This window comes from Desulforhabdus sp. TSK (assembly GCF_022836495.1).
Taxonomy (GTDB): Bacteria; Desulfobacterota; Syntrophobacteria; order Syntrophobacterales; family Syntrophobacteraceae; genus Desulforhabdus.
Genome location: NZ_BQXM01000002.1, coordinates 102117 through 116676, shown reverse-complemented (window position 1 = coordinate 116676; position 14560 = coordinate 102117). Strand labels below are relative to the sequence as shown.

Genomic DNA, 14560 nt, shown 5'->3' with positions numbered 1-14560 from the left:
AAAGCTCACGCTAATAAAGTTCTTCTTTGACACGCCGTAAAGCACGGGCTGCAGCGTCCACCGTTCGATCCAGATGGCTTTTCTCATGGGCCAGGCTCACGAAGAACGCCTCGAATTGCGAGGGAGCCAGGTAAACGCCTTCCTTCAACATTTCCTGGAAGAAAACAGCGTAGGCCCGTGTGTTCGACTTCAGGGCGCTCTCGAAATCCACAACAGGTTCGTTCGTGAAAAAGCCGCACCCCAGGGAGCCCACGCGGTGCATCACCATCGGCACTTCAGCCGCTTTGGCGGCTCCGGACAACCCCTCTGCCAGGTAACGCCCCTTCTCTTCCAGGGCATCGTACACGCCCCCCTGGCTGAGAAGCTCGAGCGTCGCCAGTCCGGCGCTCATGGCCAGTGGATTCCCTGAAAGAGTCCCGGCCTGATAGACATCGCCCGCAGGAGCCATCTTCAGCATGATCTCGCGCTTCCCGCCGTAGGCGCCCACGGGAAGCCCCCCGCCGATGATTTTTCCCAGGCACGTCACATCCGGCAGCACGCCGAACCGCTCCTGCGCCCCTCCCGCCGCCAGGCGAAATCCCGTGATGACTTCATCGAAAATCAGCACGGCCCCGTGTGCGTCGCAGAGCTGTCTCAGCCCTTCCAGGAAGCCCGGCCGGGGAGGCACGACTCCCATGTTGGCTGCTACCGGTTCCACGATAATGGCGGCGACTTCACTGCCCAGGCGCTCCATGACGTCCCGGACCCCATCCAGGTGATTGTAAGGGAGGGACAAAGTGTGCCGGACGATTTCCTCCGGAATGCCCGGACTCCCTGGAATGCCCAGGGTCGCCACACCCGATCCCGACTGCACCAGGAGGCAATCCCCATGGCCATGGTAGCACCCGTTGAACTTGATGATCTTCTTTCGCCCCGTGTAGCCCCGGGCCAGCCGGATGGCGCTCATGGTCGCCTCCGTTCCCGAGCTCACCATCCGTACCATCTCCATGGAAGGCACCATCTCCACGACCTTTTGGGCCATGGAGGTTTCCAACCGCGTGGGAATGCCGTAGGATGTCCCACGCTCGGCAGCCTTGCGCACCGCCTCGACGACGCAGGGATGTGAATGGCCGACAATGAGAGGCCCCCAGGAACCCACATAATCGATGTACGTGTTGCCGTCTTCATCAACCAGGCGGCAACCGCCGGCTTCTTTGATGAAAATAGGATGCATCCCCACAGCGCGAGCCGATCGCACGGGGCTGTTGACTCCACCCGGGATCCATCGGCACGCCTCCTCGTAAAGCTGTTTGGAATTTTCCCACTCCATGACTTCTCCCCTTTTGCTCAACGCTGTGCAGATTCCCCCATGGCAGGGGATGAACGCGGGCACGCTGCCCTTTAACCTTCACCCTGCAGATCCAGGACCGTGATTTCAAATTGATCCAGGTGAAAAGCAGAATCCCCCTTCACGACAATGCAGGAATGCAGCCGCTCTTCAACCTTTTCCAGATGCACCCGCTCCTCATCGTAAAAACAGGCCGCCACCTCAGGATGCATGGTCACGTTGATGTTCTGCCCAAAGAGATCCTTCCGGTCCCTTTCCAGCTCCCTCAGAATTTCGTAGCAAACCGTTTGCTTGGACTTGAGGTATCCCTCACCGTCACAATAAAAGCACGGCTCACACAGCACCTGCCCGATGCTTTCCTTCGTGCGCTTGCGTGTCATTTCGATGAGGCCCAGCTCTGACATGTTCAGGATGTTGGTCTTGCTCTTGTCCTTGCGCATGGCCTCCTTCAAGGCATTGCAGACCTTTTCCCGGCTGCTTTCCTTTTCCATGTCGATGAAATCGATGATGATGATCCCGCCGATGTTGCGCAGCCGCAGCTGGTAGGCAATTTCCTTCACGGCCTCGAGATTGGTTTTGAGGATCGTTTCTTCCAGGTTGCGCTTCCCCACGTACCGCCCCGTGTTGACATCGATGGCCGTGAGGGCTTCCGTGCGCTCGATGACGATGTAGCCGCCCGACTTGAGCCAGATCTTCCTGCTCAAGGCCCTCTGCACTTCCATCTCGATCCCGTAGGCATCGAAAATCGGCTCTTCGCCCTGGTACAGCTCGACGGCGCTCTTCAGGGAGGGCATGAAAGTTTCCGTGAAAGTGAGGATATTCCGATATTCGCTCTCGGAATCGATGATGAGGCGGTCGATCTCCTTGGTGAAAAGGTCCCGAACAGCCCTCAGTGTGACGTTCAGCTCCTGGTAGATCAGGGAGGGAACCGGGGCCTGCTCCGCCCGGCGCTGAATGTTCTCCCAGAGCTTCATGAGAAAATTCATTTCCGCTTCGAGCTTTTCCGGCTCCACCCCGTCGGCTGCGGTGCGCACGATGAATCCGCAGCGCGGCGGCTTGATGGCGCACATGATCTCCCGGAGGCGCTTCCGTTCCTTTTCGTTTTCAATGCGGCGGGACACCCCCACATGGTCCATGGTGGGCATGAAAACCAGGTGGCGCCCCGGCAGGGTAATATGCGTGGTGATGCGCGCCCCTTTGTTTCCAATGGGCTCCTTGGCCACCTGTACCAGGATTTCCTGCCCCTCCTGCAGACGATCTTCAATGGGAATGTCGACCAGGTGCTTCTGCAGATAGCAAACGTCGTTGAATTCCTGTTCGGACGGCTCGGCCGGTTCTTCGGACGGCTCGCTCTCACCGCTCCCTTCACAGGAATTGAGGAGGAGCTGTTCGATTTCCCCCATGGGGTGATGTATGTCACTGACATACAGGAACGCAGCCTTTTCCAGGTTGATGTCCACAAAAGCGGCCTGCATCCCGGGAAGCACGCGCACCACTCGGCCCTTGTAAATGTTGCCGCCTATACCGAGGTCCGAGCTCCGCTCAATATAAAATTCCGCGACCTGCCCGTTTTCCACGAGGGCCACACGGGTTTCAAAGAAATCACCATTGATGATGAGCTCTGCCGACATCTTCTTTTTCCTCCGCTCCCGCCAGGCGGGATACCGCTGTCTTACAAATCCGACATCCAGCGAAATGCTCCAATGGCTCCCCCAAAAGATGCTGCAAAATCATGGTAGGCCTGAAGAACATCTGAATCCCCTCGAACAAATCCATTTCCAGGGTGGTTGCATCGCCTTGCCGCATATCCAGGAGGATTTCCCTCAGCAGCGCCCTTTTTTCGCCTTTCTTGGTTTTCTTCACCAGCTCCTCGTCCAGGCGGCGGGACCAGCCATCCAGCAGGCGGTGAACCTCAAAGGGTGTCAGTCCGGAAATGCGGTAAACGGCACGCTGCTTGTCCGCCTGCATGGCCCGCGCAGTCGCCTGACGGACGGCTTCGATCCTCAGCCCCTCAGGCAGACAGGCGTTCAGGCGTGATTTGATGACCAACGGATCGAGTCTTTTCGTCAACGTGAGCCGCCCTTCGGCCACCAGGCTCTCCATGCCCAGGGGCAGAGCATCGGCAAAAGAAAGCTTCAAGTGCGGATGAAATCCCCTGGAATAGGCCCCTGGAAGACCGGCGCGGCGCACCGCCCGGCTGAAGGCCTGAGCCACCTCCAGCTGCCCGATGAAACGGGCTTTACCCACCTTGGCGTATCTGAAGTTGTATGCGCAGGCTTCTTCCTCAACGGGAGCCGCCACACCCCGCTGCTCCGCAGCCAGAGGAACCTCTTCGCAATGCAGCCGGGGCTGAATCGCTTTATGATCGCACACCCCGCACGCACTGCATACGTTCCAGCGGCAGTCGGGAGTGAGCTCCTCCCCCAAAGCCCGTTCGTATTCCTTCCAGAGGAACTCCTTGTCCACCCCTGCCGACAAATGGTCCCAGGGGAGTATTTCCTCGCGCCGGCGCTCGCGCTGGTTGTAGAAAACCGGGTCGAGCCCCGTTTCCTCGAAGGCCCGCTCCCACAGATCCTCCCGAAAGAGCTCCGTCCATCCGTCGAATCGGGCTCCCAGCTCCCAGGCACGTTTCAAGGTGTCCCCAAGGCGGCGGTCGCCTCGCGCGAACACCCCCTCGAGAATGCTGTGGCCCGCCTGATGCCATTTCAACCGGAGCCCGGGCTTTCTCAGCCGCTCCTTCAATGCCGTCAAACGGGCTTCCACGGCCTCCCGGGAAATCTGGGGAGCCCACTGGAAGGGGGTCTGGGGCTTGGGGACAAAGGTGGAAACGGAAACATTGACGGAAGACCGGGAAGGCTTGGCAAGGGTCCAGACCTTCAGGGAAAGCTCCACCAGGGCGTCCAGATCTTCTTCCGTTTCCGTGGGCAGGCCCGTCATGAAGTAGAGCTTCAGAACCCGCCACCCCAGGCCGAAAGCACTCTCAGCGGCGCTCAGCAGATCCTCCTCGAGGATTCCCTTGTTGATGACGCGCCGCAGGCGCTCACTCCCCGCCTCGGGGGCCAGGGTGAAGCCCGTCTTGCGCACCTTCCGAATGAGCTCCATGAGCTCCGGCGTCAGGGTCCCCACCCGCATGGACGGGAAGGAAACCGCCACTTTCTCCCTTTCAAACCGTTCCATGAGAGCCGCCAGAAGCGGCTGGATCCGGCAGTAATCTCCCGTGCTCAGAGAAAGGAGCGACAGCTCCTCGAAACCACTCTGAGCGATGGCTGCCTGGGCCCGTTCCAGCAGAACCTGGGGATCTCGCTCTCGAACCGGGCGATAAATGAAGCTCGCCTGGCAAAAGCGGCATCCGCGCGTGCACCCTCGGGCGATTTCCAGCCCCAGGCGGTTGTGGACAATATCGAGCATGGGCACGAGGGGAGTTTCAGGGATGGGGGCATCCCCGTCCAGGTCCAGAATGAGGCGTTTGCGAACGGATGTGTAGTCGTCGAAACGAGGGGTCACGGCCGACACGGTGCCGTCCGTGGCGTAGGATACTTCGAAGAAGGACGGCACATAAACACCCTCGATTTTTCGTATCTCCTGAAGGAACTCCTGCCGCGTCCCCCGGGAAGCCTTCCACCGTTCAAAGGCTACCACCAGTTCACCCAGGACTTCTTCAGCTTCCCCCAGCACAAAAAAGTCAAAAAACTGTGCCACAGGCTCGGGGTTGTAGACACAAGGCCCCCCGCCGATGACCCACGGATGTTCCAGGGTTCGGTCGGCCGATTCCAGGGGGATTCCCCCCAAATCCAAGATCGTCAGGATATTGGAGTAGCTCAGTTCGTATTGAAGGCTGAACCCCACAAAGTCGAATGCGTGCAGCGGCTGCCCGCTTTCCACACCGCAAAGCGGCTCTCCCAGGTCGCGGAGCCTGCGCTCATAGTCCTGCCAGGGCGCATAGACTCGGTCGGCCATGACCGAGCTCATCCTGTTCAAAACGTGATAGAGCAGCTGAAGACCCAGGTGGCTCAACCCCACTTCATAGACATCGGGAAACGCCAGAGCAAAGCGCACGGGCGCCTCGGCAAAGCTCTTGCCGTAGGAATTGAATTCCCCGCCGATATAGCGCCCCGGCTTTTCGATGCCGTGCAACGACTTTTCCTGCATGAACCTAAACTCCGGGATCTCTTTCAACTATGCCCGCTTATACAAGGGGGACATGGCGCGCAGCATGGTCACGACCTGGGCGAGTGTCTCCACGGTCCGGCGCACCTCGTCTTCCGTGTTCTCTTCACCCAGTGTAAATAGGAGCGTGCCCAGGGCTTCGCCACCGAGGGCTCCCATGGCTTCCAGGACGTGGGACGCCTTGGCGGTGATGGACATGCACGCGGATGCACCCGCCACACTCACGCCCCTCAAGTCCATGTGCAACAGCAGTGCTTCCCCTTCCACAAAGCGCATGGAGACGTTCACGAGACCCGGGATATGCTCCTGGGGATGCCCATTGAACTTGATCAGGTCCACCGAGTCCTCGATCCCTTTTCTGAGCAGATCTTCCAGGCGCTTGCAGGTTTCCATCCTTTGCGGCAGATTTTCGAGGGTCAACTGAGCCGCTTTTCCCATTCCCACGATACCGGGGACATTTTCCGTACCCGTACGGCGACCGTCTTCCTGCCCCCCGCCGTGAAAGAGCGGCCAGATCCCCAGACCTTTACGGCAGTAGAGTGCTCCGACCCCCTTGGGACCTCCGAACTGGCTGGCTGCGAAGCTGAAAAGATCCACGCCCAAGGCTTTCACATCCACCGGAATACGCCCCACCGAAGCGATGGCATCCGAATGAAAGGGGATCCCCCGCTCCTTCGTGCACCGGGCAATTTCCTGGAGAGGCTGGATGGTGCCCACCTCGTTGTTGGCATGCATGATGGTAACGAGAGCCGTGTCTTCACGCAGGGCCTTTTTCACATCCTCGGGATTCACTTGCCCGTAGGCATCCACGGGAACTTCCGTAACTTGGAAGCCAAAGCGTTCCAAGGCCTTGGCGGCATACAGCACGGAATAATGCTCCACGGCGGAAACCACGATATGCTTTTTTTCCCCCATGTGCAGGAACCCGATGCCTTTGATGGCAAGATTGTTGGATTCCGTACCGCACGAAGTGAATATGATCTCCTCGGGCTCGGCGCCGATCAAACGCGCCACATGGGCTCGGCTTTGAAAGAGGGCCTCCTGAGGTTCTTCTCCATCGTGGTGTATGCTCGCAGGGTTCCCATACTGCCCGCGCAAAAAGGGCAGCATGGCCTCCACAACTTCCGGTGCCACGGGAGTCCCTGCGATATGATCCATATAGATCCGCGTTTTCTTCATCGATCGACTTCCTCCGTTCATTCCTTTTTCCACAAAAACTTTTCAGGATCACCTCACAAAATTCAACTGAAACCGGGCTGTTTCCGATCCGGTCACAAGGCAAAATGGCAGGTACAACCAAAAAGCTAAAACGTTCGTTTATACTTTTCCCCTTTGAAGGGAGTCAACAGAAAAGCGGCAACACCCACCAGCGGGAAGGACTTTGCACGAGGAAGCACAAGCACGATAAATACCTGCCGCCATAGACTATTTTATACTGGACCTGTCTGTGCTTCATCGATTTATCCTTGCATTCTTTCAGTGAGCATGCTAAGCATTACTCGATTTTCGCGTGATTTAGGGTAGGTTCGAGGACCTGAAACTCTTTCGGGGAACGAGATTTTAGTCACTGGGCATGACGTTACTGCATTTCGAACAGGATTAAGGAGGAAAGATCATGAAGGTATTTTTGGGTGGGGTTATCGCAGCATTCTTGGGTCTGATCGGCATACTGATGTTTTTCGGTCCGTTCCTGCACCTTCTGGCCGGCGCTCTGCCGCTGATGCTGTTGCTCGGCGGCGCCATGGCAGCATATCTCGGTTATGACGAAGTCAAAGAGAAGCTCCCGTTCTCCAAGAGCAAAGCATCTGAGGAATCAGAGTTCGGCGGCGATGCAGCCTACAAGCAGGAAGCCGAAAAATACAAACAGGAAGCCGAAAGACTGAAGGCCGAGCTCGACAAGGCCAAGGCCGAAAGCTAAAACCTGCTGCAACACGATCTTTCGCTGCATATAAAAAACCGCCTGTCTCCACGATGGCGGTTTTTTTATTCCCGGATGGAAAAAGCGCTCGCCGGAATACACCCAAAGAATCCGGCTTTCTGTCGTCATCAAATGGAAAAGCCCTTTCACCCCGAGGTCCGAACGGGCACACGGGCCTTTTCAGGTTCCATCATAACCCTCGCGCGGCCGGTCCCCCTGTTCATGGGGCTACGAATGGGCCAGCGTCCAGTTTTCTCCCCATCCCATGTCCACCACCAGCGGCACGGACAGGGGCCACACCCCTTCCATTGCTTCCCGCACCCATTGTCGAATTGTCTCCAGCTCTTCCCCGGGCACCTCGAAAACCAGCTCGTCATGCACCTGCAGAAGCATCTTCGTCTTCAATCCCTTCTTTTGAAGGATCCCGTGGATATCGATCATGGCTTTTTTGATGAGGTCGGCGGCGGTCCCCTGGATGGGCGTGTTGATGGCGAGGCGCTCCCCCTGCTGCCGCACGGTGAAGTTGCGGCTCTGCAGTTCGGGAATCGTCCGCTTCCTGCCGAGAAGCGTTTCGCAGTACCCCTGATCCCGCGCCGCGGCGACGGCACTCTGGATGAATTTTTTCACACCGCTGTAGCGTTCAAAATAGCGATCGATGGAGGCCTTGGCCAACTTGTTGCTGATCCCCAGCCTGCGAGCCAGCCCGAAGGCCCCCATGCCGTAAATGATTCCAAAGTTGATCATCTTGGCCTGGCGGCGCATCTCGGGAGTGACTTCGAGTGGGGGGATATTGAACATTTCCGCCGCAGTCCGGCGATGCACATCGTCTCCTGCTTCAAAAGCTTCGAGAAGATGCTCGTCCTGGCTGTAGTGCGCCAGGATACGCAATTCGATCTGGGAATAGTCCGCCGAAAGAAGGACGCTCCCCGACGGAGCGATGAAGGCCTCGCGGATTTTCCTCCCCTCCTCGGAACGCACCGGGATGTTTTGCAGATTGGGGTCCGAGCTGCTGAGCCGGCCGGTCGCGGTGACCGTCTGATTGTAAGAGGTGTGAATCCGCCCCGTTTCGGGATGCACCAACTTGATGAGGGCATCGGCGTATGTTCCCTTCAATTTCGACAGGGTCCGGTGGTGCAGGATATGCTCCACAATGGGGTGTTCACCCGCCAGCTCTTCCAGGACACTCACGTCCGTGGACGGCCCGGTTTTGGTCTTCTTCACTTCCCGAAGCCCCAGCTTGTCGAACAATATGGAAGCAAGCTGTTTGGGGGACTGGATATTGAATTCCTCTTTCGCCAGCTCGTAGATGATGCCGGCTTCCCGGTCCAGGGCCTTTTCAAAATCGACGGACAGGGATTCGAGCTTCCGCGCATCCACCAGAATCCCATCGTACTCCATGCGTGCCAGGACCTCGATGAGGGGCAATTCCAGGGATTCGTAGAGGGTTTCGAAACCTTTTTCCATGAGCTTGCCCTTGAGGACGGGCACCAGGCGCCAGGTGATTTCGGCGTCTTCACAGGCATATTCCGCAGCGGGATCCACTTCCACATCCGCAAAGTTCACCTGGCCTTTTCCTTTTCCCGTCACATCCTCGTAGGAGATCATCTTCTCCCCGAGGTGCTCTGCGGAGATCCGGTCCAGGCTGTGGGAATGCTTTCCGGGATCCAGCAGGTAGCTGGCCACCATCGTATCGAACGCGATGCCGTTGAGATCGGTGCCGTGCCGCTTGAACACCACCCATTCGTATTTGATGTTCTGACCGATTTTTCCTGGCTTCTCGCTGCCGAGCAACGGTTCGAGAGCCTGCAGCACCTGCGTATCCGGGAGCTGCTCCCCGGAGCCCTTCCCCTTGTGGCCGACGGGAATATAGCAGGCCTGGTGATCTTTGCAGCTCAGGGCCACTCCCACCAGCCGGGCCTGCATCGCATCCCGGGAAGTGGTTTCGAGGTCCACCGAAAAATGCTCCTGCTGCCGCAGCTCTTCCACGAGGGACTGCAGCTCGCCCTGGGAACGAATGATCCGGTCGTTCCGAACGGCCGCCTTCTCTCCACCTCCCGCGGGAACGGCCGGGATGTCCCCCCATTCCTGACGGAGGGTGTCCAGGAGCCCTCTAAATTCCAGTTCTTCGTAGAGCTTGAACAATTCGGGCATCAACGGGTCCGAGGGAGCAAATTCTTCCAGGTTCCTTGCCACGGGCGCATCTTCCCGGAAGGCCACCAGCTTCCGTGACAGGTAGGCGTTCTCCCGGTTTTCCAGGAGCTTGTTTCGCAGGGAGGGAGGCGAAACCTCGTCCACGTGAGTGTACAGCCCATCCAGGCTTTCCCACTGCTGGAGCAGCTTTTGGGCCGACTTGTCCCCCACGCCTTTGACACCCGGAACATTGTCGGAGCTGTCTCCCACGAGGGCAAGGTAATCGCCCATCTGCCGCGGGGAGACTCCGAACTTTTCCTTCACCTGCTCCTCCCGGAAAACCCGGTCCTTTTGAGGGTCCCACTGCCAGACGAGAGGATCTTCCACCAGCTGATGGAGGTCCTTGTCCCCGGAAACGATAACGACCTCGAACCCCTGCTCCTTCCCCCAATGGGCAAGGGTCGCGATGAGATCATCCGCTTCGTACCCCTCCTGCTCCATCTGGGGGATGCCGTGGTATTTGACCAGTTCCTTGATGTAGGGAATCTGCATGCCGAGATCTTCGGGCATCTTCTGGCGCGTGGCCTTGTAGGCCTCGTACATTTCATGCCGAAAATTGGGGCCGGGAGCATCGAAGACGACACAGACATGGTCGGGCTTTTTTTCGCGGATGACCTTGAGGAGCATCTGAGCGAAGCCATACACCGCCTGTGTGGGCATGCCCCGGGAATTGCTGAGTCGCCCGATGGCGTAGAACGCCCGGTAGATGTAGGAGCTGCCGTCGATGAGATAAAAGCTCTTGGTCGTGCCCATGGGCTCAGGAACCGTCCCTTTCCGCATTCAAGAACTGCAAAAGGTTAGAAGCTTCCCGCGGCTGATCCAGGGGAGGCGGCAGGTAATCCAATTTCACGCGGCTCATGGCATGAAAGACGTTCCCACGCACCTTGGAATTCTTCCGATAAAGAGCCTCCAGGAGGCTGCGGATCTCCTGGCGGCTGTTCGTTCGGACCGACGGACAGCAATTGGGGAAAACCGGAACATTCAACCTGCGCCCCAGCCGTTCCACGGTTTCGGAGGAAACGAGGGCCAGGGGACGGATGATCGTCACCTCACCGCCGAAAAAATCCTGCCGGGGAAGCATGCCCGCCACCTGCCCCCCGTAGCAGATGTTGATGAGGAAGGTTTCTATGAAATCGTCCTTGTTATGCCCAAAGGCGATTTTACGGCATCCCAGGGCCTGTGCCGCCTTGAAAAGGGTTGTCCGCCGGAGGCGCGCACAGAGGAAGCAGGGGTTTTCCCGGTTCTCGGGGCCATGGGCCTGCAGGCCGTGATCCGTTCGGATGATTTCGTGGCGGAAGCCTTCCCGAATCAAATACTCCTGCAGCCGGTCGGCCGATTCCCCATCGAACCCGGGGTCCACGTGGACCGCAATGAGCTCGTAATGGATGGGAAGCCGCTGCAGACGCTCCCGCAACAGCCAGAGGAGAAGCATGCTGTCCTTGCCTCCCGAGACCGCCACGACGATCGTCTCTTCACCCTGGATCAAGCCGTATTGGTGGATGGCCCGACCCATGAGCCGGCGCACTTCCCGGTCCAGCGATGCCATGCGTCCCCTCAGCCCATCACCTTGTCGAACGCCGACCCCTGGACGTTGAGGTGCTCCACGGCATTCTTGATGCCCGCCAGGGTGAGATCCTCCATGTGGAAAAGGCGGCCGATCTGCGTGATGGTGGGACTGTGCCACTCCCAACGCTCCCTGGGAATGGGATTCAGCCACACACTGGCCGGGAAGGCATGGCGCAGCTCCTTCAGCCATTCCCAGCCCGGTCTGCGCTCATTGTTGTAAAATTCGATGGAGCCGAAAGCCGCCATGAGCTCGGCAGGGGCCATGTCGGCGTCGCCGATGAGAATGAGGCGCGTGCTCTTGCTCTCCCCCAGGAAGGTCTCCCATTTCAAGGGTTGAGTCCTCTGGATGTCCCTGTACACCGTCCCGTAGATGCAGTTGTGAAAATAATAGGTGTTCACATCCCTGAAGAGGCCGCGGATCTTGTTGAACACGGTCTTTACAAGGGAGACATACGGCATCATGGAATAGCCGCCGTTGTCGAGCAAAACCACCAGGCGCAGGCGATTGCGCAGCTCGCGCCTGAAAATGAATTCGATTTCTCCGGCATTGCGGGCGGTTTTGGCAATGGTTTCGTCAACGTCGAGCTCGGCTTCCGGGCCGGTGGGACGGAGGCTTCGCAGGGAGGTCAGGACCTGGCCGAGGTTTGTTGCCGTCAAGGTCGCTTTATCACTGTAGTCCACGAACCCGCGCTTTTCGATGACCTTCTGGGCGGTTCCGTGGAGGCCTCTGCCATAAACACGGATCCCTCCCCCTCCGGCGCCGCTGTGGCCGAACGGCGAGCTTCCGCCTGTGCCGACCCACTTGCGGCCTCCGTGGTGCGCCTCCTTCTGAGCCAGCACCGTTTCCCAGAACTTGGCCAGCAACTCTTCCGTGTCAAATTCCTGGAGCTCTTTGGAAGAGAGACGCCCACTCTCTATTTCCTGGCGCAGCCATTCTTGAAAGGGCTTGCCCGCCAGCAGTTCTTCCCACCGTGCGACGCTCTGCGCCGGGTCCGCCCCCAGAAAGAAGGCGCCGAAAACCTGTTCAAACAGGTCGTAATGCTCCACTCGCTTCACGAAGATGAGGCGGGCCAGCAGAAACAGCCGGTCCATATCGGGAGCCAGACCGCCCTTCAGCGCCCGGTAAAATTCGAGAATGTACTGTGCACTGATGGGAATACCCGCATCCCTCAGTTGATAAATGAATCCGATCATGAAAACACCTCGTCCCGCCTTTCGCTCATTAGAATCGACTCTCTCGTCGGAGCCCCTTGAATTTCAAGATATCCTGAGTGCGCTTGAGGAGCGTCCCGATGTGGGCGGTTTCCTTCCCCGCTCCCGGGCTCTGTTTGCCCGATTTCCACATGGAGCCGACCCAATCGAGAAGCTCCGCCGTGGCGGGAGGCTTTTCATACCCCTGGCCCCGGAGACGGTAAAATGAGGTCAGGGAAGCCTCCAGGAACTCTTCGGGGATCTCGGGATAGTGGAGCCGCACGATCTGCATCATCTCCTCGGGCGGGGGAAACGGGATGTAATGGCAGAAGCAGCGCCGCAGAAAGGGGTCGGAGAGCTCCCGTTTGGCGTTGCTGGTGATGATGATGACCGGTTTCTGCCTGGCCGAGACCTTGTGGTTGATCTCACGAATGATGAAGGACCCGTCTTCCAGAACGTCCAGAAGGTTGTCCTGAGTGTCCGAATCCGTCTTGTCGATCTCATCGAGGAGGAGCACCCGTCGGTCATCCGAGAGAAATGCGCGGCCGATGGGTCCAAAACGCAGGTAATCCCAAATGTTGTTCACGTCGCGGCCCGTCTCCCCGCTTCCGAATCGAGAGTCGTTCAGGCGCAAAACGGTGTCGTAGACATAACAGAGCTCTTCCCCCTTGAAGGTGGACTTGCAGCGGGCTTCCTCCATGGTGAAGCCCAGGGTGCGCGACACTTCGTAAGCCAGCTGAGTTTTTCCCGTTCCCGCCTCCCCCGTCAGGAGAAGCGGCTTCTCCATGGCAATGGCGATATTGACAATTTCCTTGAGCTCGGGGTTCAAATAGTAACGTTCGCTTCCTTCAAACTGATTCATCCTTCTCTCCCACTCTCCCATGCATGATACAAAATTTCAGGAAGGGCCATCCACGGGGACAACCGCTTCCACCACGATAAAATCTTATGTTTTCATCCAGGGCAGCTCCCTGTCGGTCCGGCAACCCCCCCGTCTATCCTGCCTGATCATAAAAGCAGGAAACACTATACCTCGCGCTGTCTTGAAAGCTCCCGCCATGGCAGGGCATCCATTTCCCCGATATTTCCCGATGATTCCCCGCCTGGAGCAAGAACCTCCCGGGCGGTCGTGCATCATAATCAAAACCCGCCACCTTGACAATGCACACTATAAGAAACCTCACGGAAAAAAGCCGCCCCATGATCGGGCAGCCGTGACAGGGAGGCCGGAGAAAGACACTCGATAAAACACTCCCAGGGGGATCGCGGATCAAGGCAGATTTCGTGTTCTTTAAAAAGAGCGAGCCCAAAAAAACCCGTCGTCAAAAAAACCTTGACAGAGCGCGCCGGTTTAAGATAGATAGCAGTTCTCTTTCGGTTGGTACGTATGCGCCCGTAGCTCAGTTGGATAGAGCGTCGGACTTCGAATCCGCAGGCCGCAGGTTCGAATCCTGCCGGGCGTACCACTTCAGTGCGAACCGGCACGAGGGCCGTTAGCTCAATGGTAGAGCAGCTGACTCTTAATCAGGAGGTTGAAGGTTCGAGTCCTTCACGGCCCACCAGGAAATTCAAGGGGTTGCGAGAAATCGCAGCCCCTTTTTTTTGCAGGGATAACCAGAGTGCGGAATTTTGCCTTTCGATGTCGATGTTGGATTCGTACTTCGGCTTTATCGAAAAAGCGTAAAACGAGTGGATCGATCGAAATTATTTCTGCCGCCACCGATAACCGCAGTCCCCACAGCTCCGGTTGGGAGCATTCTCGGGGGTGCAGCCGCCGCCATAGATCACCGGCCTGTCGAGTGGCTCGTCGTAGGTTCCGTAGAAGATTTCGAGGACGTTCAGCGAGTAGCACTTCGGGCGGATCATCAGAGGCCGAGTGTCCTTTTCTTCACCAGCCTTTTGCGGGTTTGAGACCTTGGTCTTCTGACTCCATTGATAACCGCACTCAGAGCAACCCCAGTCGGCAGGTTTTATCGGAACACAGCAACCCCCATAGATCATTCTGCCGGTTGTTGGCTGGGGGAAGTACCCGTAGACGACTTCGGCGACGTTCTCCGACCCGCACTTCAGGCATAAAAGTCTCATGTTCTTGATCTGCATCGCTCCCCCCCTGAGATCGATGAAGCAGCAGCGCCAATCGCTGCAGACCGACAAGAATATCCCCCCTTGAAAAAGGTCTATTTGGTGCACAAGCCTGTTCG

10 protein-coding genes and 2 tRNA genes are annotated in these 14560 nt (G+C 57.9%); 3 read left to right on the top strand and 9 right to left on the bottom strand.

Annotated elements, in window-relative coordinates:
* Positions 1-10: 10 nt before the first annotated feature.
* From hemL to MWC30_RS01895, 4 genes are all read right to left on the bottom strand, one after another.
* Positions 11-1309: a glutamate-1-semialdehyde 2,1-aminomutase gene (gene hemL / locus MWC30_RS01910; protein WP_244082458.1), complete on the bottom strand. Its 1299-nt coding sequence runs from the start codon at positions 1307-1309 to the stop codon at positions 11-13.
* Positions 1310-1380: 71 nt separating this feature from the next.
* On the bottom strand, positions 1381-2958 hold the full coding sequence (locus MWC30_RS01905; protein WP_244082457.1) for an Rne/Rng family ribonuclease: 1578 nt from the start codon (positions 2956-2958) through the stop codon (positions 1381-1383).
* Positions 2930-5476 carry a TIGR03960 family B12-binding radical SAM protein gene (locus MWC30_RS01900; RefSeq protein WP_244082456.1) on the bottom strand — a complete coding sequence of 849 codons (2547 nt, stop codon included), beginning with the start codon at positions 5474-5476 and terminating at the stop codon, positions 2930-2932. Before MWC30_RS01900 ends, MWC30_RS01905 begins: the two co-directional genes overlap by 29 nt.
* Positions 5477-5503: 27 nt before the next feature.
* Positions 5504-6673, bottom strand: coding sequence for a cysteine desulfurase family protein (locus MWC30_RS01895; RefSeq protein ID WP_244082455.1), 1170 nt, complete (start codon positions 6671-6673; stop codon positions 5504-5506).
* 436 nt (positions 6674-7109) lie between these two features.
* Between MWC30_RS01895 and MWC30_RS01890 the strand changes: the two genes are divergently transcribed.
* Entirely contained in the window at positions 7110-7412 is a 303-nt protein-coding gene (locus MWC30_RS01890; RefSeq protein WP_244082454.1) for a hypothetical protein, read from the top strand.
* Positions 7413-7640: 228 nt separating this feature from the next.
* On the opposite strand, the gene polA is transcribed toward MWC30_RS01890, so the two are convergent.
* From polA to MWC30_RS01870, 4 genes are read right to left on the bottom strand one after another with little or no spacing between them, the layout of a single operon-like run.
* Entirely contained in the window at positions 7641-10355 is a 2715-nt protein-coding gene (gene polA, locus MWC30_RS01885) for a DNA polymerase I (protein ID WP_244082453.1), read from the bottom strand.
* 4 nt (positions 10356-10359) lie between these two features.
* Positions 10360-11148 carry an ATP-binding protein gene (locus MWC30_RS01880; protein ID WP_244082452.1) on the bottom strand — a complete coding sequence of 263 codons (789 nt, stop codon included), beginning with the start codon at positions 11146-11148 and terminating at the stop codon, positions 10360-10362.
* A gap of 8 nt (positions 11149-11156) precedes the next feature.
* Positions 11157-12362, bottom strand: coding sequence for a hypothetical protein (locus MWC30_RS01875; protein WP_244082451.1), 1206 nt, complete (start codon positions 12360-12362; stop codon positions 11157-11159).
* A gap of 28 nt (positions 12363-12390) precedes the next feature.
* A complete protein-coding gene (locus MWC30_RS01870) occupies positions 12391-13221 on the bottom strand; it encodes a MoxR family ATPase (RefSeq protein WP_244082450.1) in 831 nt (276 codons plus the stop codon).
* A gap of 527 nt (positions 13222-13748) precedes the next feature.
* Here MWC30_RS01870 and MWC30_RS01865 point away from each other — a divergent pair.
* Together MWC30_RS01865 and MWC30_RS01860 are read left to right on the top strand one after the other, a co-directional pair.
* Positions 13749-13825, top strand: a tRNA-Arg gene (locus MWC30_RS01865).
* Positions 13826-13846: 21 nt separating this feature from the next.
* A tRNA-Lys gene (locus MWC30_RS01860) sits at positions 13847-13921 on the top strand.
* Between the two features lie 142 nt (positions 13922-14063).
* Here MWC30_RS01860 and MWC30_RS01855 read toward each other — a convergent pair.
* Positions 14064-14513, bottom strand: coding sequence for a hypothetical protein (locus MWC30_RS01855; protein WP_244082449.1), 450 nt, complete (start codon positions 14511-14513; stop codon positions 14064-14066).
* Positions 14514-14560 lie beyond the last annotated feature (47 nt).

Bases quoted from the DNA above. Each gene is read 5' to 3' on its own strand.
- hemL (WP_244082458.1), bottom strand. From the start codon at position 1,309: ATGGAGTGGGAAAATTCCAAACAGCTTTACGAGGAGGCGTGCCGATGG.
- MWC30_RS01905 (WP_244082457.1), bottom strand. From the start codon at position 2,958: ATGTCGGCAGAGCTCATCATCAATGGTGATTTCTTTGAAACCCGTGTG.
- MWC30_RS01900 (WP_244082456.1), bottom strand. From the start codon at position 5,476: ATGCAGGAAAAGTCGTTGCACGGCATCGAAAAGCCGGGGCGCTATATC.
- MWC30_RS01895 (WP_244082455.1), bottom strand. From the start codon at position 6,673: ATGAAGAAAACGCGGATCTATATGGATCATATCGCAGGGACTCCCGTG.
- MWC30_RS01890 (WP_244082454.1), top strand. From the start codon at position 7,110: ATGAAGGTATTTTTGGGTGGGGTTATCGCAGCATTCTTGGGTCTGATC.
- polA (WP_244082453.1), bottom strand. From the start codon at position 10,355: ATGGGCACGACCAAGAGCTTTTATCTCATCGACGGCAGCTCCTACATC.
- MWC30_RS01880 (WP_244082452.1), bottom strand. From the start codon at position 11,148: ATGGCATCGCTGGACCGGGAAGTGCGCCGGCTCATGGGTCGGGCCATC.
- MWC30_RS01875 (WP_244082451.1), bottom strand. From the start codon at position 12,362: ATGATCGGATTCATTTATCAACTGAGGGATGCGGGTATTCCCATCAGT.
- MWC30_RS01870 (WP_244082450.1), bottom strand. From the start codon at position 13,221: ATGAATCAGTTTGAAGGAAGCGAACGTTACTATTTGAACCCCGAGCTC.